Source organism: Pseudomonas sp. MWU16-30317 (genome assembly GCF_020515695.1).
GTDB lineage: Bacteria > Pseudomonadota > Gammaproteobacteria > Pseudomonadales > Pseudomonadaceae > Aquipseudomonas.
In genome coordinates, this window is record NZ_JAIWJA010000012.1 from 21,119 (window position 1) to 41,089 (window position 19,971).

Consider the following 19,971-nt stretch of genomic DNA (forward strand, 5'->3'; position numbering starts at 1 on the left):
CGTGCCGACGCAGCTAGGATCGCCGGAAGATGGCACCTAGCCATCATCCAGACACTCTGTGAGTCAAGTCCATGAAAGTCTCATCCTTATCGCTGGCCGGGCGAATTGCCCTGGGCTTCACCGCCGTGCTGTCGCTGCTGCTGGTGATCACTGCTATCGGAATACAACGGGTCAGCGTGATCGACGCCACACTCAAGGATGTGAGCGAAAACGCCACGCTCAAACAACGCTACGCCATCAACTTTCGCGGTAGTGTTCACAACCGGGCCATCGCTATCAGGGACGCAGTGCTGGTGACTGACGATGCTGATCTGATCAAGCACACGCGTGAAATAGACGAGTTGAAATCCGCCTATAAAGAGTCAGCACTGGCCATGGATTCGCTCTATTCAACGAGTCATACCTCGGCCGAAGAACGCACGCTGCTGGACGCGATCAAGGCCATCGAAACGGTGACGCTCAAATCTACCGATCAGGTGCTCGCTCTGCGAAAGAGCGGCCAGATAGAGGCCGCACAGCGCATGACGCTTGAGCAAACTTCGGCCAGCTACAGCGAATGGCTCAAGCGGGTCAATGCCCTGATCGACCACGAGGAGGCGTTGATCAAGTCGAACATCAGTGACGTGCAAGCGACCGCAGGGGCATTCGCGACGCTGATGCTGACCGCAACGGCCTTGGCGACCCTGTTGAGCATCGCCATCTCGATCCTGATCATCCGCTACGTGAGGTCTACTTTGGGCGCGGAACCCGCCGCCGTCGCCAACACGATCCAGCGACTGGCCGAGGGTGACTTGCATCAGGTCATCACCACCGCCTACCCCGACAGCGTGATGGGGGTATTGCAGCGTACGCTCGAACACCTGTCCGAGACCGTCATGGAGGTACGGCAAACGGCTCGCGATGTCACCTCTTCATCGGCCCTGCTCTCGTCGGCTTCGGCCGATAACAATCAGCACATGAACACGCAAGCGAACGAAACCCAGCAAATTGCCACCGCCATCACACAGATGGCTGCGACGGTCAGTGAAGTCTCTCGCTATGCCAGCCAGGCGTCACAGGCTACCCGTCAGGCCGATGTCGAGATTGAAGACAGCAGCCGCAAGGTCTGCGACGTCGCGAACACCCTGCAAGGCCTGGCTACCACACTGGCCGAGGCTACAGCGACCGTTACGCAGGTGTCGAAGGATGGCGAAAATATCGAGGCGGTGATCGACGTGATCAATTCCATCGCTGCGCAAACCAATCTCCTGGCCCTGAACGCAGCGATCGAAGCCGCTCGCGCGGGAGAACACGGACGAGGATTCGCGGTAGTCGCGGATGAAGTCAGGTCGCTGGCCAACCGCACCCAGCAATCGACGGTGGAGATCAGAGACATGATCACGCGCCTGCAGTCCGGCACCCAAAATGCAACTACCGTGATGCTGACCAGCTGCAACCTTGCCGGTGAGACGGTCGAGCAGGCCCTGGCCGCCACGCAAACGCTCAGTCAACTGCGTGTGCAAGTGGGCGCGATCAACGATATGAACAGCCACATCGCGGCGGCTTCGGTGCAACAAAGCGTGGTCGCGGAAGAAGTGTCAGCGAATATCACACGTATCCACAGCGCTACCCTTCAGTCCTCGGAAGGGTCCAAGAGTGTGGCGGCATCGAGCCATTCACTGTCTGACCTTGCCGATCGCCTCACCCAGAAAGTAGCGTTTTTCAAGGTGGGATGACGTCGAGTGATCAAATCGGCCCGGTTTGCTCAGCGGGTTGATTCGACGTTTCTGCTGGCTCCAGCGTCTCGCGGCAATACTCCACGAATACCTGCGCCAGCTTGGTCAATTCAGTCTGAAGCAGCCTGGCAGCACAGAGCCGCAGGGGGAATTACGCGCCAGCTATCACTTGCGTCATTCGCCATGAAGCGCTCGCTAATCCTCCAGCCGGATCACCGCGACGCCCGACTCGATAACGCCTTAGCAGATCCCCCAGCAGGTGCCGGGTCGACTGCTGAGCGGTAGCGATGCCCTAGGCTGGCAGGGACCGATTCAGCGTTGCTATCAACTGCGCGCCATCGATGGGTGGTACCGCCGGTGGATCACTTCGCGATCATGCTGCAGTCAGCGCGGTGGAACTCCAGCGACGCACTGACAGACACTGGGTGCACGAGCGGTATGCGGCGGAGGGTGAGTTTTACGCGCCTTGGGATTACGACGACAGAATTGTTGGATACACTGACCCAGCCAAGCGGGCTGGCCCCGCACTGAATCAGGAATCGCATGATGTCCGTCCAAGCCCGCAACAATGTGCATGTCTTTGGCCACGGGCCGATAACGCTGGTCTTCGCGCATGGCTTTGGCTGCGACCAGAACATGTGGCGGTACGTCGAGCCTGCTTTCAGGGAGGGCTGGCGCACGGTACTTTTCGATCTGGTGGGGTGTGGCAACTCTGATCTTGGCGCTTACGAAATCGACAAATACGCCACCATGGAGGGCTATGCCCAGGACATCATCGAGATCATCGATGAGTTCGGCGAGGGTACAGTGGTGTTCGTCGGGCATTCGGTCAGCGCGATGGCGGGTGTGGTCGCCGCCAATCTGCGCCCGGGCCTCATCCAGGCGCATGTGATGATCGGCCCCTCCCCTTGCTATATCAACGACGGTAGCTACCTTGGCGGCTTTACCCGGGAAGATATCGACGCCCTGCTGGAGACCCTCGAAAGCAACTACCTGGGTTGGTCGAGCGCTATGGCTCCAGCCATCATGGGAGCGCCGGAGCATCCCGAGCACGGCATCGAATTGACCAACAGCTTCTGCAACACCGACCCTGAAATCGCCAAGCGCTTCGCTCGAGTCACGTTTTTGTCCGACCTGCGCGACGAAGTGGCCAGGTTGAGCGAACCGGCGCTGGTCATCCAGTCTTCGGACGATTTCATCGCGCCTATGGAAGTTGGCGAGTATCTGCGCGACACCCTTGCGCAGGGGCATCTGGCGGTCGTACAGAACACCGGACACTGCCCGCACCTCAGCGCACCGGATGCCTGCATCGCGGCGATGAACGGCTTCCTCCAGCAGCATGTGGACACCCGCCCCGATGCCAGGTGACGACGCCTTCATTCCGGACGCAGAAACGCTCTATCGCCATGCCTCATGCGCGCTGTTGGTCACCAATCGAGCCGGGCTGATTCTCAAGGTCAATCAAACCTTCTGCACCTGGCTGGGCTACAACAGCGAAGCCTTGGTGAATAAGCGTCGGATACAGGAACTGCTGACCGTCGGCGGCAGAATGTTCCATCAGACCCACTGGGTCCCCCTGCTGGAAATGCAGCGGTCGGTGGCAGAGATTCAATTCGACTTCAAAGCCAGCAATGGCCGCCTTGTGCCGATGGTGGTGAACGCTAGCCGGCGCGAGCACGACGGGCATCTCTACGACGAAATTTCGGCCATCGTGATTGCCCAGCGGCACCTGTTCGAGCAGGAGCTCAAAGGCGCAAAACGCCAGGCCGAATCGGCCCTTGAAGAGCATCTGGTGCTGCAGCGGGAGTTATCGGTCGCCGATGCGCGGCTGCGTATCGCGCTGGAGTCCGCTCAGTTGTACGTGTGGGACGTTGATCTGCAGACCATGGAGCGCCGCTATGATCCCGGTGTGGCGCGATTGCTGGGCTTCAACTCGCCGCAGCCGATCACGGAGGCTGCCTACAACAGTTTCATCGATCCCGCCGACGTCGCGCAAGAACGACAGTTGTTTCAAGCAGCCATGGAATCACCCGGTCATACCTATCGCTGCGTATACCGCTTGAACGGCGTCGACGGCAGCCCGCGTACCGTGCTGGCCACCGGCCGCGGCGTGGCAGACGCCAATCAGGCGTTATTGCAGTTTGTCGGGGTGCTCCACGATATCACCGAGGTCAGCCTGCAACGGATGATGGCGGAAGACCGCGCGGTATTTGCCGAACAGATGATCGGCATCGTCAGTCACGATTTGCGTAATCCGTTGCAGATCATCTCGATGGCGACACAACGCATCGAGACCAGCCGACAACCGTCGGACCAGATCACCATGCTCGGTCACGTCCGCGAGGCCACGCACAGGGCTCAACGACTGATCAACGATCTGCTGGACTTCACCCAGGCTCGGATAGGACAGGGCCTGTCGATCAATCCCGCTGACGTTGTCGTCAAAGACGTACTGCAGATGGCGGTGGAGGCGCTGCGATTCGCCAATCCCGGAAGGCAGATCATTCTGGTCGTTGATGCAGCCCGGCACTTTCATCTGGATATCGACAGAATCACGCAGCTGCTGGGCAACCTGATTTCGAACGCCATGACCTATGGCGCCGCTGATACCCCGGTCACCGTCAATGCCCGTCTGGATGCCGCTGAACTGGTCATTAGCGTGCACAATCAGGGTGACCCTATACCCACCACCTTGATGCCGACATTGTTTACACCCATGACTCGCGGAACGGGCGTGGGCCAAGTGGTCAGAAGCGTCGGGCTAGGGCTTTACATCGTCAGCGAAATAGCCAAGGCGCATGGAGGCACGGTGGGCGTAACGTCCTGCAGCGGGGCAGGCACGACGTTTTCGGTGAGGTTACCCGCTCAGTTTTAGCCAGAGTCGAGCGTGGTCGGGCGTTGCGATGGAAGCCGGCACTTGTCGAGCTCGTTGCAGAGCGGTCTACCCGCCTGCACCCTGACACATTCAAAACCAGTCGGCCGTCGAAGCCCCAGTTTCACCGCCAAAAAAAATTTCGCCTGAGCTCTTGAAATCGTTTTTGGTCGATCCTAGATTTTTATTACGCGATGCCGAACACGGGTCGCGTTTTGAATCACTTGGAGAAAACTCAGGAGATTTCGCAATGGCTACTACTCTTTCGTTGGCACCACTGTTCCGTCAGTCCGTAGGCTTTGATCGTTTCAACGACCTGTTCGAGTCGGCGCTTCGTAGCGAGACCGGCAATGCCTATCCCCCTCACAATGTCGAGAAACATGGTGATGATGAATATCGCATTGTCATCGCCGCGGCTGGACTTGCTGAGCAGGACATCGACATTCAAGTCGAAAAAGGTGTTCTAACGGTTGCCGGCGGCAAACGTGAAAACGAGAAGGCAGTCACCTACCTTCATCAGGGCATTGCCCAGCGGGCATTTCGGTTGTCATTCCGCTTGGCGGATCACATCGAAGTCCGAGGCGCGGCGCTGAACAATGGCTTGCTGAGCATCGAGTTGCTCCGCACCGTTCCAGAGGAGGCAAAGCCACGACGCATTGCTATTGGTGGCTCTGACAAGCCCGATCTCAAAGCTGTCGCAGGGCAGTAAACCCATGGGGCGCTCTTCGGAGCGCCCTTTCCAGATTCACTCGACTGTTTTCGTTGCATCCCGTTGGCCGTCGGGCCGCGGGTGCAATTTCCCATAGCCTGTTGCCAGGCCTGACTGTACGCATGTCTGGATATCGCTGCGAACCCTGCAGATGCTTTACAACAGTCTCGAATGCCACGCACCGCTTTCTTTCTGCTGATCAGCCGCTAACGGTGCTGATAGAATGCCATCAGCCTCAAACGCCAACTTTCCGAGACATCACATGAATCCAGAATTAACTGAAGAAGAGATGCGCCGTGCCCTCTTCGGCCATGCAGAAGTCTGCGCTCCGATAATCATCGCCCCACCCCTGAAGGAGCCCGTCGCGGATATCGTTATTGCGCCGACGGCTAAACCCCAGGTTAAGAAGAAAGCATCCAAAGCATTCACACCCAGATTGAAAGTCACCTTGCGGGTAGGAAATGAATTTGAAGGTGAGACGTTTGAACTGATTCATGAGGCCGACACGCTGAGCACCATCCTCGCAGAACAAGAGGCCACGAAGGCGGCACGAAAAAAATACAAATATGTGGAGTTGGTGTCGGTTAAATCGATGTAGCGCACCTGGCTACATCCACGGCCATTTTAATTCTACCGCCCATCTTCTACCCCTCACCGCCACCCGCCTTAAACTGTTCATACAGCCTATAGCGCTACCTTCGAGTGCCGTTAGCGAGAAAGCCCGAGCATTAAAGGGCCATTTCAGGCCCGCAAAATACGCTCGATACGCTCACGCGCGCCCCCGGTAAGCCGCTTGATGCCCAACAAGCACGCAACCTCCAGCGCTGGATCGGCAGCATCGATGATCGCCGCCGCCATTCGCAGCTCCTCAGCGGCAACGTCTTCGATAGCGCGAGCGGAGCGGCTGGCGGAGGTCACTCTGGTGATGTCGAAATATGAAACCAAACATTCAAGTTGCGCATCACACGCTTAGTGGCGATGCCGAGCGGCATGAGCTGTGAGCTATGAGTTATCCCCTACACCCCGACACCCATTCGCATTCTTGAGAGAAAGATTATGGCCAACACCTTTAAGGTCGGTGACGCTGTCCGGTGGAATTCAGAGGCGGGCGAAATTCACGGGAAGGTGACCAAGGTTCATGAACAAGATGTGGACTTCATGGGCAAGCACCGCCCGGCGTCCAAGGACGAGCCACAATACGAGGTGCAAAGCGACAAGACCGGTCATTTTGCGATGCACCATGGAAGTGCTTTGCATCGAGGCTGACATCTCATGCTGGATGGGCCAGCGCGAAGTGGATTTTGGCAACCCTGCCATTGGTATTCATGCGCTCGTGAATTTAGGGTTGGTATGAGCAAACCTGAGGACCGACTGCCGGATCAGCCCAAATCTCCGCCCCCTACCGGCAGCGTGACGCCGGTGATGTAGGAAGCCTCATCGCTGGCCAGAAACAGAATGGCGCTCGCTTGTTCGTTGATCGTGCCGTAGCGCTTCATCAAGCTGCTGTCGACGGTCTGGTCGACAATCTGCTGGTACCACCGTTGTTCGTCGGCGCTGGGCGCTTGGGTGTTGCGGGGGATGCGTCGTGGTGGCGCCTCGGTGCCACCCGGGGCCGTGGCATTGACTCGGATGCCTCGTTCGGCGGTCTCGAACGCCAGGCAGGCGGTCAGGGCGTTCACCCCACCCTTGGCAGCGCCGTAAGGCACCCGGTTCACCCCGCGAGTCGCGACAGAAGAAACGTTGACGATCGCTCCGCTACCCTGCTCGATCATGTAGGGCAGTACGGCGTGGCAACACCACAGTGTCGGGAACAATGACCGACGCACCTCAGCCTCGATTTCTTCGCTGCGGTAGTGCTCGAAAGGCTTGGCCCAGATGGTGCCGCCAACGTTGTTGATCAGAACATCGATACGCCCGAATCGACCATGGGCAGCGCCCATGACCTCGCCGCATTCGGTGCTCTGCTCGAGGTCGGCGGTGAGCGTCAACACTCGCTCGCTGCTGAGCTCGTGCACCAGCTCGGAGCGGTCCAATGCCACCACCCAGGCGCCCTCCTCCAGCAGGCGCTCGACCACGCGAAGACCTATGCCCTGTGCAGCGCCGGTGACCACCGCGACTTTGTCTGTAAAACGTAAGCTCATATCAACCTCCTTATGCGGCATCACCGGTCACGACGGCGTTCGGGGTGAATTTCTCGTAATGAAAACTGGCGGGGGTCACGCCCTGCTCGGTGAAATACTTGCGCACGGCATCGACCATCGGTGGCGGGCCGCACAGGTACACATCGACATCGCCGTCATTCAGGGCGCCCGAAGACATGTGCTGGGTGACATAGCCTTGGCGCGAATGGGCTGTGGCCGGGTCGGCAACACAGGTCACGAAGCTGAAGTTGTGCAAGCGATCCGAGAAGCCCTTCAAGGCGTCGACCATCACCAGATCCTGATCGCGTGTGACGCCATAGATCAGGCAGATCTGCTGGGTCTCGCCTTTTTCAGCGAGCACTTCGAGCATGGCCAGAAAAGGCGCCAGACCGGTGCCGCCCGCTAGGAACAGCAGAGGCCGAGTGACCGCGCGCAGGTAAAAACTGCCCAGTGGGCCGGTCATGCTGACCTGTTCGCCGACGCTGGCACCGGTCAGCCAGCTGCTCATGAGGCCCCCGGGCACCTGTTTGACCAGGAAGCTGGCCTGGGTGTCACCGGGGCGGCTGCTGAACGAATACGAGCGCGTCTGCTGGCCCCCAGGCACGGCAATATTGACGTACTGGCCCGGCAGAAAAACAGGCGCCTGGTCGAGGGTGAAACTGACCTCCACAGCGGCGTCGGCATGGGTAACGATGCTCGACACCGTCGCGCCGAAATGCGTGGTCCCCGTCTTGCAGGCACTGGAAGGTACCGGCACGCTGAGCACGCAATCGGACTGCACCACCATCTGGCAAGTGAGGACCTGACGCTGCTCGGCTTCATCCTCGGCCAGGGCATCTTCGATGTAGTCGTCGCCCAGGTCGTATTCGCCCGTTTCGCAGTGGCACTTGCAGGTGCCGCATACGCCATCGGAGCAGTCCATGGGCAGATTGATACGCTGGCGATAGGCGGCATCCAGCACCTTTTCGCCCGGCTTGCAGTCGATGAATCGGGTGACCCCATCCTCGAAGTTCAAGGCAATCGAATACGTCATGGCTTTGCCCTCAGATGTGGTAAATGTCGATGACTTGATGGATGTAGTCGTTCTTGAGCACGATCTTCTTGCGCGTGATCAGCGGCTGTTCGCCGCTGACGTCCAGGCGATAGAACGAGGTGCCGAAATACGAATCCGTGGTCTTGTAGCGATGGCTGAGGGTGTGCCAATTGAAGCGCAGCTCGACGGTGGCGCCGTCGTCGCTCAGCACTTCGAGGTTGGCGATCAAGTGTGCAGTGCGTGGCTCTGGCGTACTGGCACTGGAGCGCTCTGTCTTGATGCGGAACACTCGGTCTTCCAGGCCATCGCGGTTGGGGTAGTAGATCAGCGAGATTTCCCGGTGCGGGTCTTCGGTGAGGCTGTCCTGGTCGTCCCAGGCCGGCATCCAGAACTCCACGTCCGGGGAATAGCATTGCAGCCACTCATCCCACTGACGGTCGTCCAGCAACCGCGCCTCGCGATAGAGAAAGTCCAGCAGCAGGTCACGGGAGGTACTCATGGCTGAACCTCCTTGTCAGTGGCGATCACGCCAGCATGGTCGGACTCCAGCGCGGTCAGCAGGCGTGATGCCCAGAATGCATGCTGGCGCACGAACAGGCCCTCGTCCTCGGTCTTCACGCCACTGAGCTGTGGACGCATGCCCATGGCCTTGGCATTGTCGTCCGGGCCTTCTACCCACTGCTTCGCGCCACGGCTCAGATCGTTCCACAACGTGGTGGCACCCTGGTAGCCGGTCTGACAGGCGCGGAACTCTTCCAGATCGTCCGGCGTCCCCATGCCGCTGACGTTGAAGAAGTCCTCGTACTGCCGAATGCGGGTGGCGCGCTCCTTGTCGCTTTCGCCTTTTGGCGCCATGCAGTAGATGGTCACCTCGGTCTTGTCCACGGCAATCGGTCTTACCACGCGGATCTGCGTGGAAAACTGGTCCATGAGATAGACGTTGGGGTACAGGCACAGGTTGCGGGTCTGGTCGACGATGAAGTCCGCGCGCTCTTGCCCAAGGCGCTCGGCCAGGGCTTCACGGTGGGCATGCACCGGACGTACCTCGGGATTGAGCAAGCGGGTCCACAGCAGAATATGCCCGTGTTCGAAGGCGTACACCCCGCCCAGGCTCTTCGACCAGCCATTGGCATCGACGGTGCGGGTACCCTCGGCCTCGTAGTTGCGCCGACCCATGGTCGCCGAATAGTTCCAGTGCACGGAACTGACGTGGTAGCCGTCGGCACCGTTCTCGATCTGTAGCTTCCAGTTGCCGTCGTAGATATAAGACGAACTGCCACGCAACACTTCCAAGCCTTCGGGCGCTTGGTCGACCATCTGGTCGATGATCGTGCGGGTTTCACCCAGGTAGTCGCTCAGCTCGGGCGCCGCCTCGCTCAGGCTGCCGAACAGAAACCCACGATAGTTTTCGAAGCGACCAAGCCGGCGCAGGTCATGGGAGCCGTCGCAGTCGAAGCTGTCAGGGTAGGCCCCGGTCTTGGCATCCTTGACCTTGAGCAGCTTGCCGGCATTGCTGAACGTCCAGCCATGGAACGGGCAGGTGAACGAACCCTTGTTGCCTTGCTTGCGTCGGCAAAGCATGGCACCGCGGTGGGCGCAGGCGTTGACCAGACCGTGCAGCTGGCCTTGCTTGTCCCGGGTCACCACCACCGGCTGACGGCCGATGTAGGTAGTGAAGTAGTCGTTGATGTCTGGTACCTGGCTTTCGTGCGCCAGGTACACCCAGCCGCTTTCGAAGATGTGTTTCATCTCCAGGTCGAACAGCTGCTGATCGGTGAAGATGTCTCGGCGGCAGCGGAAAACGCCAGTGGCAGGATCTTCCTGGACAGATTCACGGATCTGTCGAGCAAGAGCGTCGATATTCTGATTCATGGGCTGGGCCCTCCGTTGTTCTTGTATCAGGCACTTTCACCTTAAATGCCTCGCCTTCCTGGCGATATCCAGCCACTGCACATCGCTATCCGTTTACCGCAAGGCCCTCTTGGCAGCGACGTGTGGTCTGCGACGGCAGTTCACCGAAGCGCTTGCGATAGGCTTCGGAGAAACGCCCCAGGTGCAGGAAGCCATGATCCAGCGCAACCTCTGTGACGCTGCGGGCAGCGGGCGACTGCAGCAACTCGTGGACCCGCTCCAGTCTGCGCTGGCGCACGTAATCGCGCGGCGACACGCCCACCTGCCTTTCGAACAGCAAGTACAGCGAGCGCTCGCTCACCCGTGCAACAGCCATCAGCTGTTCGATACTGATCTCTTTGCGCAGGTGTGCATCGATGAACTGCCTCACCGCCTCGAACCCCTGGCCTTGGGATTGCGCCGGTATTTGTCGGGCTACGTTACTGGCGAGCATGCCCAGCAGCTTGCTGGCCACAAGGCGTTCATAAAGCACCTGGACCTCAGGCGCTGCCGCGCTTTCTGCCTCCTGACAGATCAATCCCAGCAGTTGTACGAAACACTCAAGGGTACTGAGGTCATGACGCGAGGCGGCGAAGCGTATGCCGTTGCTGGGCAGGACCCATTTCTGCTCCACACAAGCACTCTCCAGGAGGCCTACGGGCACCTTGATGATGAATTTTTCGCAATCCGCCGAGTAGGTCAGGTCGACGGGGTCATCGGGATTGATCAGCAGGATCTCGCCGGGGGTGTAAATTTGTTCTCTATCGCGGGCGAAGGAACGACAGTGGCCGCGCAACAGGATTTGCAGGTGATAGATCGATTCCAGGGCCGGGGACAGCACCTGCACTCGCGCGCCGTAACTGATACGGCACAGGTCCAGGCTGGAAAAAGTCCGATGGCTGATGCTCGCCCGCGGTTGGCCTTTGGGGGGCATGCGAATCTCATGGCTGCCCACATGCTGGTTCACGTATTCGGACACCGCGTAGGCATCCGCCTGGTTGAAGATGCAGCTGCGTTCACTCAACAGGGTGGTCATGGTGTGCGCCTCTCTTGTTTTTTTATAAGCAGGCTCGGGGTGACGACAAAAGCTCCCGCCGCATTGCGGTCGGGAGCTCAATACTTCAGCGTTTCGTCATCAGGCTTCCAGCGCCCTCACCCGCTCGCGCTTGTCCTGCTCCCTGGGCTCTTCGGTAGGCTGCAGCACGAAGTCGAAGTCGATCTCGGCATACCGATCACCGCCGTCTTCCTTGAACACGATGTCGGCAATCAGCTCGTCACGTGTGGCATAGGCGAAATCGTCGTGCAGGTACTTGTCGCCCGCCAGGTTGATCTGGGTAGTCAGGTGTCGATAGCCGGGTCCGGAGATGAAAAAATGAATGTGCGCCGGGCGCTGACCGTGGCGGCCGAGCTGATCCAGCAGTGCCTGGGTCGGGCCATCCGGAGCGCAGCCGTAACCGGAGGGCACGATGCTCTGAAAGCTGTACCGTCCCTGGTCGTCGGTCTGAATGCGGCGGCGCAGGTTGAACTCGGACTGCGAGGGGTCGAAGTAGGAATAGGTACCTGCCGTATTGGCATGCCACACATCGACGATGGCATCGGCCACGGGCTCGCCCGCCACATTGCGCACCTGGCCTTTCATGTACAGCAATGTGCCGTGATCCTGGCCATCGTCGAGCCGCGCTTCGTATTGCGACAGCGGCGCGCCGGCCACATACAGCGGGCCCTCGATAGTGCGTGGAGTGCCGCCCACATGGCCGGCCTGCTCGTCTTCAGCATCCATCAGCAGGTCCAGGTAGTGCTCCAGGCCAAGGCCAGCCACCAGCAACCCGGCTTCCTGACGAGCACCCAGCTCATTCAGGTAGTTCACGGCTTTCCAGAACTCCTCGGACGTGACCTGAAGGTCTTCGATGATCTTGATGCTGTCGGTCAGCACGCGATGGATCACGGTCTTCATGCGGGCACTGCCGGCGGTCTTGTCAAAGCCGGCGGCGCCTTCGAAGAATTTCTGCACTTCGGCGGTATGGGAAATACGAACGGTCATGGCGGTTCCTCATCTTTATTCTTGTGGAAACAAACGTCATTCTTGTGCAGACATCAGGCAGTTTTCAGCGATCGTCGGCGTGGATCGACGAGGGGTGTCTGCACATGGCCATGACTTCGATGTCCATGTAGGGATACAGCGGCAGTTGCATCAGCGTGTCATGCAAGGCTTGGTTATCGGGCACATCAAAGATGCTGACGTTGGCGTACAGGCCGGCGATACGCCAGAGGTGTCGCCAGGTGCCCTCGTGCTGCAGGCGCTGGGCCAGTTCCTTTTCGTCGGCCTTGAGCCTTGCTGCTTGATCGGCTGGCATGTCGGCAGGAAGTTTGACGGTCATGCGTACATGAAAAAGCATGGCAGGTTCCTCAGTTGAACAAATGATGCGTTTATCGACGGGCGAACCGGGCGAGGCGTGCTTCGTCCAGTTCCAGACCCAGGCCAGGCAGGCGCGGGATCAACAGCTGGAAGTCACGGTACACCGGTGGCTGGACCAGAATATCCTCGGTCAACAGCAGCGGGCCGAACAATTCGGTGTGCCACTCAAGTTTGTCCAGAGTCGCGAAGGCATGGGCCGCAGCCAGTGTGCCGATGCTGCCTTCGAGCATGGTACCGCCGTACAGCCCGATGCCCGCTGCCTGGGCGATGGCGGCCGTACGCAATACGGCACGAGGACCACCGGTTTTGGCAATCTTCAGGGCAAAGATAGGCGCCGCGCCCATCTGTGCCAAGGCAAAGCTGTCTTCGACAGACTCGATGGCCTCGTCGGCCATCAGCGGGATCGGGCTGTGGGCGCTGAGGCGTGCCATGCCGGCACGGTCGTGGCGCGACAGAGGTTGTTCGATCAACTCGACGCCGGCATCGGCCAGCCGACGGCAGGCATTGATTGCCACTGCTTCGCTCCACGCCTGGTTGATGTCCACCCGGACGCTGGCCCGGTCCCCCAGGGCGCGCTTGATAGCCGCGACATGGGCAATGTCGCGGGCCGGCTCGCCTGCACCGATCTTCAGTTTGAAATGGCGATGGCGACGCAGATCGAGCATGCGCTCGGCTTCCTCGATGTCCTTATCAGTGTCACCGCTGGCCAGCGTCCAGGCGACTTCGACGCCGTCGCGCACTCGACCACCCAGCACCTCGGCCACGGGCAGGCCCAGGCGCTTGCCCAAGGCATCGAGCAAGGCGGTTTCCACCGCGCTACGAGCAAAGGTATTGCCACGGATGGCTCGGTCGACGCGCTGCATGGCAGCGTTGAGGTTGCTGGCATCCTGGCCGATCAGCAGAGGCGCAAACCAGGTATCGAGGTTGGTCTTGATGCTTTCCGGACTTTCTCCGGCGTAAGCCAGGCCACCGATGGTGGTGGCTTCGCCGATCCCGACGATGCCGTCGCTGCAGCGAATGCGCAGAATCACCAGCGTCTGCCCGTGCATGGTATGCATGGCCAGCTTGTGCGGGCGAATGGTAGGCAGATCGACGATCTGGATATCGAAATGTTCGATAGTGGCGGTCATGATGTCCGTCCTGTTTATGTTTGTTCTTGCCCCCAGATTGACGCGGGACGACCCGCCGGTCCAATATTGAATAGGTCTCGTTGAATACCCAGGAGGTATTGTGGAGCTTCGCCATCTGCGTTACTTCCGGGTTGTCGCGCAAACCCTCAACTTCACACGTGCGGCGCAGCAGCTGAACATTGCTCAACCGCCTTTGAGTCGGCAGATCCAGCAACTGGAAGACGAGCTGGGCGTCCACCTGCTGGAACGGTCGCGCCCGCTGCGGCTGACCGAAGCGGGTCGATACTTCCAGGAAAAGACCGGCTTGCTGCTCGAGCAACTGGAGCGTGTCAGTACCGACACGCGCAGAATCGGCACAGGTCACAAGCGTTGGTTGGGTATCGGCTTTGCACCGTCGACACTTTACGGCGCCCTCCCCGACCTGATACGCCGGCTGCGCAGCTACGGCGACATCGAACTGGGCCTGTCGGAGCTCATCACCCTTCAGCAACTGGAAGCCCTAAAAAGCGGGCGTATCGATATCGGCTTCGGCCGTTTGCTGTTCGATGATCCGGCGATCACTCAGAAAGTGCTGCGTGAAGACCCACTGGTGGCGGCGCTTCCGGCGGGGCACCCCTTGCTCGACGAGCCGGTCACTTTGCAGCAATTAAGCGCAGAGCCGTTCATTCTGTACCCCGGCAACCCGCGGCCCAGCTATGCCGATCACGTGTTGGGAGTGTTTGCCCAGCGTGGCTTGAAAATCCACGTCGCTCAGATGGCCAACGAGTTGCAGACAGCAATTGGCTTGGTGGCCGCCGGGGTGGGCATCACATTGGTGCCTGCCTCGGTGCAGCGGCTGCACCGGGATGACATCGGCTATGTGGCACTGCTTGATAGCAGCGTGACGTCGCCGATCGTCGTCAGCTACCGTACCGGCGACGTCTCGGATACTTTGCAACGTTGCCTGGAGACCCTTGCGCCGCATCGCTGACCGAGCAGCGGTACGCTTCCGGGCTACTGAAGAGCATCTCCGTTAGTGGCTGCTGCTAAGGAGATTCTGAAAAAGGCTTCCTAGTATCCGTTGATGGCGATGCTGCGGGTTCATCTCATGCAGAACTGGTCTGGTCACGGTGATCCGGCGATGGAAGAGGCGCTGCGCCGGGGGGCGATGATCGCAGGACGCCTTCGAACTTCAATGACAGTAAACCATCCAGAGCTGATCCACCCGCGTTGTAACGCTTTGGCTCATCATCTCCCCAGTCCGGATCCAGGGGCACACTCGCCAGCCTCACAGTGCCGCGTCCTCATCGCCCTTCTCCGTCGCCACCGGCTGGGAAGCGGCATGCACTCCGCCACAAAACTTAACTTTTGCTTATCACTGAAATAGCAGCGACCCACTCGATCTCGCGGGGGGCTGGCTTTAATACTGATGCTTCTCTGATTAGCACGGAAGTATCCTCATGTCCCGCATCTCCCTCGCCCTGAGTTACCTCGTCAGTTTTTTGCTATGTGCCGTAGCTCTTTCAGGGCTGGCAATAGTATTGGCCGCCCTTTTCAAACGGCTGTTCTAGCCCCTGTGACTCATCGCAGCCACGAGGGTCTCGATCAAGTGGCGTACTTGGGCGTCGCGATGAGTGGTATAGAGCGCGACGTCGCGGATCGGCAATTCCGGCAGGCCGAAACGCTTGGTGACATCCTCGCAGCACGCCGGGGCCATGCGCCCGACCATGGCGCCAATGCCGATGCCCGCCGCTACCGCAGCGCCTATCGCTAGAATGCCCGAGCCCACGAAAGCCTCGCGCCAGGGTCGGTCATGGGCCTGCAACGCGCTTGAAACCATACTACGCATTCCGCACGGCGCTGGCTGAATGGCAAGCGGCAGCGGCGCATCAGGCGCGACCTGCAAGGTAGGCACCGCCATCCAGGTGAAGTGCTCGGCGCCAATCACCTCGCCATCCTGGCGGCGATTGTCGTGGCGCAGGACCAGCGCGACGTCCAACTTGCCTTGCTCATAACCGTCGAGCAGCTCACGGGAGGTCCCCAGGCTGAAGGCCACCACCACTTCCGGGTCGGCGGCCATCAGGCGTTGTAGCCAGTAGGACAGGTCGGTGCCAACGATATGGTGGCTGACGCCGATGCGCAGGGTGCGCTTGGGCGTGTCGAAGCAACCCATGGCTTCGTTGTAACTGTCCAGCAGGCGCTGGGCATTGGCATGGAAAGCCTGGCCATGCGCCGATAAGGTCACCCGTCGTGGGGTACGGTCCAGCAAGGCACGACCGAGGGCATCTTCAAGCCGCTTGATCTTCAAGCTGATGGCGGCCTGGGTGGTACCCATAGTATCGGCCACCCGGGTGAAACTCCTGAACTGCGCTACCAGAAGAAAGGCGCGTATAGCGTCCATGTCGGGCGATTTCATCGACAAGCACCGTTATAGATTGTCATCGGAATATACCCAATGACCGCTGATGCCGGAAGCAGCACCAGCAAGTGACCTGACTACCGTGAAGTCCGATCTCAATCGGCAGTCATGACCTTCAGAGTGCGGCGTAACCAACGGTGCGCCTCATCGTGCTCCAGACGCGGGTGCCATGCCTGAACGATCATGACGCTGGTGGTAGGGATCGGCAGGGTGAACGTCCGCAGATTCAAACCAAGATGGCTGATCTTTTCCAGCATCGGAACCGGCACTGGCAACAGAAGATCGGAGTCAGCGACTGCAAACAAGGCTGCGTGAAAGGTTGGAACGATATAACTGACACGCCGAGTCAGGGACAGCTCGGCCAAAGCGACATCGATAGGGCCTTGCGAACGACCACGCCGCGAAACGCTTATATGATCGAACGAGGCAAAGCGTTCAGGGGTAATGTCCTCGTCGAATATCGGATGATGAGTGCGAGCGATGCCTACGAAGGGGCAGCTGAAGAGGTTCTGCACTTTGATGTCCGCGCCGAATTTTCGCGACGAACCGATCACCAGATCAATGCTGCCAGCATTGAGGGGGTCCACCTCCAGATCGCTTTCAGCGACAAAACGCAAAACCGAATTCGGCGCCTGCTCTTTCAGTATCGCCACGAGCTTTACGCCATAAGCGCCGACGAATACATCATTGGCGCGAATACTGAAAGTTCGGCTCATGGTCCTCAAGTCGAAACCCTGGCTTTGCACGAAGAAGCCCTGGGCGAGCTCCACGATACCGCGGACCTGCTCCTGTATCTGCAGGGCCTTGGGCGTCGGCATCATTCCCCGCTGCGAGCGTACGAGAATAGGATCTTCCATGACCTCGCGAATACGCGCGAGCGTTCGGCTCATGGCCGGTGCGCTCAAGTTCATCCGCCGTGCCGCCCCTGCAACGGAACACTCTTCGATGAGGCAATGGAGGGAGACAAGCAGATTGAGGTCAGGTGTTTTCATCGCTCAAGAATATCCAAAACCGCAAGGCGTACAAGTTAATTGCCCGCACATGGGCAGATTTCCACACTGCGCCAGACGCACACCGCAATCCACCCTGTGGCCGCACGTCCACCTGCCCCAATGGCTGCTGGGTAGTATCATCACCGTTGTCTGCCGTCCCCGGCGAGGGCCGCCTGAGCCGGCTGTTGCCACCCACCACCCAAGGCTTGATACAGCGTGACCAGCGTGAGCGACACGTCGGCGGTGCTATGCACCAAGGCAGCCTGGTTTGCCAACAAGGCGTTCTGCACCGTCAATACGTTGAGAAAATCCACCGATCCTTGGGCGTATTGCTGCTGGGCACTGGCGAGTGCCCGCTGGCTCTCGGTGACCGCCAGCTCAAGACTCTGGTGCCGTCGCTGGTCAGCCTGATAACCGCTCAAGGCGTTGTCCACCTCATGCCAGGCCGCCAACACCGTGCGCTGGTAGGCAATCCCGGCTTCGCGTTGGGCGCTTTCGCGCAATTGCAACTGGCCTCGCAGTCGGCCACCCTCGAAGATAGGCACGCTCAGGCTTGGGCCAAAGGCGAAGGTGTGCGAGCCCCAACTGCCCAGGTTGGAGAGCTGCATGGCCTGAAAGCCCGCATTGCCCGACAGACTGATGCGCGGATAGAAGTCGGCCTTGGCAATGCCGATTGCCGCTGTGGCAGCGTGCAAGTCGGCCTCGGCGCGACGAATGTCCGGGCGTCGCTGGGCCAATTCGCTGGGTAGCCCTACAGGGACATTGGCGGGGCCTGCCGGGATGGCTTTGCTCGGCGACAGCTCAGCACTCAATGCCCCCGGCTGGCGCCCGACCAGAAAGCTGAGAGCGTTGATCAGCACGCTACGCTGCTGTTCCAGTGCCGGCACACGCGCCTCGATCGAGGCGCGTAACGCGGCTGCCTGGGCCACCTCCAGATCGGTCGCCACGCCTTGCGCCAATCGCGCCCGGGTGAGGTCCAGGCTATGGCGGGCGATATCGAGGTTCTTCCGGGTTACCTCGAGGCTGCTCTGGGTGCCGCGCAGCTCGATGTAGTCCCGCGCGACCTGGGCCATGATCGACACCATCGCCGCATGCTGTTCCTCGACGCTGACCTGCACCTTGGCGTCCGCCGCTTCCACCGAGCGCCGCACGCGCCCCCACAGGTCGGCTTCCCAGGCGAGATTCAGGCCGGTGTTCCAGACGTTGTAATTGTCCTTGCCGTTGTTCCCGGAGATATCCGACAGGCCACGTTCGGAGCCCCGCGCACGGCTGTAGTCGCCCGTGGCATCGATACTCGGCAGGCGGTCTGCGCTCACGGTGGCGCGTGCGGCGAGGCTTTGCTCGACATGGCTGGCGGCGACGCGCAAATCCAGGTTATTGGCCTGAGCCTCGGCCAGCAATGCCGTCAGTTGAGGGTCGCCGAAACTGCGCCACCATTGGCTGTCGACGTCGCCAGGCACCGCGCGACTGCGGGTGGTCGAGGCATCTGGTTGTTGCCAATGCGCGCCCAGCGGTGTGCTCGGCGCATGGAAGTCCGGCCCGAGCGTGCAACCGTCGAGGCCTAGCACAGCGCATGCACTGGCCAACTGGGTGATCAGCTTCGCCTTCATCGCTGGGTCACCTCGGGGTTAGTGGAGTGGGTGTCGATCTGTGCTTCGACCGACATGCCAACGCGCAACCGCGCGGTCATGGGCTGCTGGTCATCGAGCACGATCTTCACCGGAATCCGCTGGACGACCTTGGTGAAATTGCCGGTGGCGTTGTCGGGCGCCACCGCTGCGAAGGTGACGCCCGTCGCCGGCGCGATGCTCTGCACATGCCCCTTGAAAACATGCCCGGGGAAGGTATCCACGGACACGCTGGCGGTCTGGCCGGGCAGCACATCGGTCAGTTGGCTTTCCTGGAAGTTGGCGACGATATAGGCCTGGGCGATCGGCACCACGGCCATCAGGTTGTCCCCTGGCTTCACGTAGGCCCCAACGCGCACGCTGCGGCGGCCCACGGTGCCGTCGAACGGGGCCACCAGCGTGGTATAGGAAAGGCTCAGGCTAGCGCGCTTTTGCATCGCCTCGGCGTGCAGCACTTCGGCCAACGCGGCGCTATGTTGCGCCTCCAGCACATCCAGTTGCCTGGTGGCGGCATTGACGGCCGCACGGTGTTCGGCTTTCAGCGCCTCGGCCGTCTGCAAGCGGCTCCTGGCCTGCTGGAAGTTCTGCAGCGTACCAGCCCCCTGCCCCGCGAGGTTCTGATAACGCAGCAACTCATGCTGGGCGAATTCGACCAGAGACACATCGCCGTCCACGACTGCCTTGGCCTGTTCGATCAGCGCCTGCTGACGTACCCGTGCGGCGTCGGCGTTCTGCGCGTTGGCATGGGCGGTGGCGATGGCGGCGTTGGCGGCGGCGAGGTCCGCTTCATAGTCCTTGGCATCGATGCGTGCCAATACCTGCCCGGCCTTGACCTGCTGGTTGTCCTCCACCAGCACCTCGCCGATGAAGCCGGACACCTTGGGCGCCACCAAAGTGAAGTCGGCAGTGACGAAGGCATCGTTGGTGCTTTGCACCGCACTCTGGCCGAACACGAAGCGCCACACCGCGCCGGCCAGCACCACCGCCAGCAGCACGGTGACGACCATCCATAACAACTTTTTCGAAGCGATTGCTTGGCTCATTTTT

Annotated in this window: 19 protein-coding genes and 1 pseudogene; 7 read left to right on the forward strand and 13 right to left on the reverse strand. The window is 60.2% G+C overall.

Annotated elements, in window-relative coordinates; genetic code table 11:
- Positions 1-71 precede the first annotated feature (71 nt).
- From LIX93_RS25895 to LIX93_RS25920, 6 genes are all read left to right on the forward strand, one after another.
- On the forward strand, positions 72-1,715 hold the full coding sequence (locus LIX93_RS25895; RefSeq protein WP_226506904.1) for a methyl-accepting chemotaxis protein: 1,644 nt from the start codon (positions 72-74) through the stop codon (positions 1,713-1,715).
- Between the two features lie 546 nt (positions 1,716-2,261).
- On the forward strand, positions 2,262-3,083 hold the full coding sequence (locus tag LIX93_RS25900; protein ID WP_226506905.1) for an alpha/beta hydrolase: 822 nt from the start codon (positions 2,262-2,264) through the stop codon (positions 3,081-3,083).
- Entirely contained in the window at positions 3,073-4,590 is a 1,518-nt protein-coding gene (locus LIX93_RS25905) for an ATP-binding protein (protein WP_226506906.1), read from the forward strand. The genes LIX93_RS25900 and LIX93_RS25905 overlap by 11 nt, the downstream gene beginning before the upstream one ends.
- 247 nt (positions 4,591-4,837) lie before the next feature.
- Complete coding sequence (locus LIX93_RS25910; protein ID WP_226506907.1) at positions 4,838-5,296, forward strand: Hsp20 family protein; 459 nt, start codon at positions 4,838-4,840, stop codon at positions 5,294-5,296.
- A gap of 262 nt (positions 5,297-5,558) precedes the next feature.
- Positions 5,559-5,894, forward strand: coding sequence for a hypothetical protein (locus LIX93_RS25915; RefSeq protein ID WP_226506908.1), 336 nt, complete (start codon positions 5,559-5,561; stop codon positions 5,892-5,894).
- Between the two features lie 458 nt (positions 5,895-6,352).
- Positions 6,353-6,562 (forward strand): DUF2945 domain-containing protein, encoded by a 210-nt coding sequence (locus tag LIX93_RS25920; protein ID WP_226506909.1) that lies wholly within the window; start codon positions 6,353-6,355, stop codon positions 6,560-6,562.
- 113 nt (positions 6,563-6,675) lie between these two features.
- Here the strand turns inward: LIX93_RS25920 and LIX93_RS25925 are convergent, their stop codons facing one another.
- The 8 genes from LIX93_RS25925 to LIX93_RS25960 form a co-directional block, all read right to left on the reverse strand.
- A complete protein-coding gene (locus tag LIX93_RS25925) occupies positions 6,676-7,437 on the reverse strand; it encodes a 1,6-dihydroxycyclohexa-2,4-diene-1-carboxylate dehydrogenase (RefSeq protein ID WP_226506910.1) in 762 nt (253 codons plus the stop codon).
- A 10-nt stretch (positions 7,438-7,447) separates the two neighbouring features.
- Positions 7,448-8,470: a benzoate 1,2-dioxygenase electron transfer component BenC gene (benC, locus tag LIX93_RS25930; protein ID WP_226506911.1), complete on the reverse strand. Its 1,023-nt coding sequence runs from the start codon at positions 8,468-8,470 to the stop codon at positions 7,448-7,450.
- A 10-nt stretch (positions 8,471-8,480) separates the two neighbouring features.
- A complete protein-coding gene (gene benB, locus LIX93_RS25935; protein ID WP_226506912.1) occupies positions 8,481-8,969 on the reverse strand; it encodes a benzoate 1,2-dioxygenase small subunit in 489 nt (162 codons plus the stop codon).
- Positions 8,966-10,342, reverse strand: coding sequence for a Rieske 2Fe-2S domain-containing protein (locus LIX93_RS25940; RefSeq protein WP_226506913.1), 1,377 nt, complete (start codon positions 10,340-10,342; stop codon positions 8,966-8,968). The genes benB and LIX93_RS25940 overlap by 4 nt, the downstream gene beginning before the upstream one ends.
- Positions 10,343-10,427: 85 nt before the next feature.
- Positions 10,428-11,396, reverse strand: a complete 969-nt coding sequence (locus LIX93_RS25945) for an AraC family transcriptional regulator (RefSeq protein WP_226506914.1) — start codon at positions 11,394-11,396, stop codon at positions 10,428-10,430.
- A 99-nt stretch (positions 11,397-11,495) separates the two neighbouring features.
- Positions 11,496-12,401, reverse strand: a complete 906-nt coding sequence (gene catA, locus LIX93_RS25950; protein ID WP_226506915.1) for a catechol 1,2-dioxygenase — start codon at positions 12,399-12,401, stop codon at positions 11,496-11,498.
- A gap of 64 nt (positions 12,402-12,465) precedes the next feature.
- The gene (gene catC / locus LIX93_RS25955) at positions 12,466-12,756 is read right to left on the reverse strand and encodes a muconolactone Delta-isomerase (protein WP_226506916.1); all 291 of its coding nucleotides are present in this window, start codon (positions 12,754-12,756) and stop codon (positions 12,466-12,468) included.
- Between the two features lie 31 nt (positions 12,757-12,787).
- Positions 12,788-13,906, reverse strand: a complete 1,119-nt coding sequence (locus tag LIX93_RS25960; RefSeq protein WP_226506917.1) for a muconate cycloisomerase family protein — start codon at positions 13,904-13,906, stop codon at positions 12,788-12,790.
- Positions 13,907-14,006: 100 nt separating this feature from the next.
- Between LIX93_RS25960 and LIX93_RS25965 the strand changes: the two genes are divergently transcribed.
- Positions 14,007-14,876, forward strand: coding sequence for a LysR family transcriptional regulator (locus LIX93_RS25965; RefSeq protein ID WP_161460586.1), 870 nt, complete (start codon positions 14,007-14,009; stop codon positions 14,874-14,876).
- A gap of 201 nt (positions 14,877-15,077) precedes the next feature.
- Here LIX93_RS25965 and LIX93_RS25970 read toward each other — a convergent pair.
- The 5 genes and pseudogenes from LIX93_RS25970 to LIX93_RS25990 form a co-directional block, all read right to left on the reverse strand.
- Positions 15,078-15,198: pseudogene (locus LIX93_RS25970) on the reverse strand (DUF4113 domain-containing protein); the annotation flags it as partial.
- Between the two features lie 254 nt (positions 15,199-15,452).
- Positions 15,453-16,301, reverse strand: a complete 849-nt coding sequence (locus tag LIX93_RS25975; RefSeq protein ID WP_226506918.1) for a LysR family transcriptional regulator — start codon at positions 16,299-16,301, stop codon at positions 15,453-15,455.
- A gap of 98 nt (positions 16,302-16,399) precedes the next feature.
- A complete protein-coding gene (locus tag LIX93_RS25980) occupies positions 16,400-17,296 on the reverse strand; it encodes a LysR family transcriptional regulator (protein WP_226506919.1) in 897 nt (298 codons plus the stop codon).
- Positions 17,297-17,436: 140 nt separating this feature from the next.
- Positions 17,437-18,906 (reverse strand): efflux transporter outer membrane subunit, encoded by a 1,470-nt coding sequence (locus LIX93_RS25985; RefSeq protein ID WP_226506920.1) that lies wholly within the window; start codon positions 18,904-18,906, stop codon positions 17,437-17,439.
- A complete protein-coding gene (locus tag LIX93_RS25990) occupies positions 18,903-19,967 on the reverse strand; it encodes an HlyD family secretion protein (RefSeq protein ID WP_226506921.1) in 1,065 nt (354 codons plus the stop codon). The genes LIX93_RS25985 and LIX93_RS25990 overlap by 4 nt, the downstream gene beginning before the upstream one ends.
- Positions 19,968-19,971 lie beyond the last annotated feature (4 nt).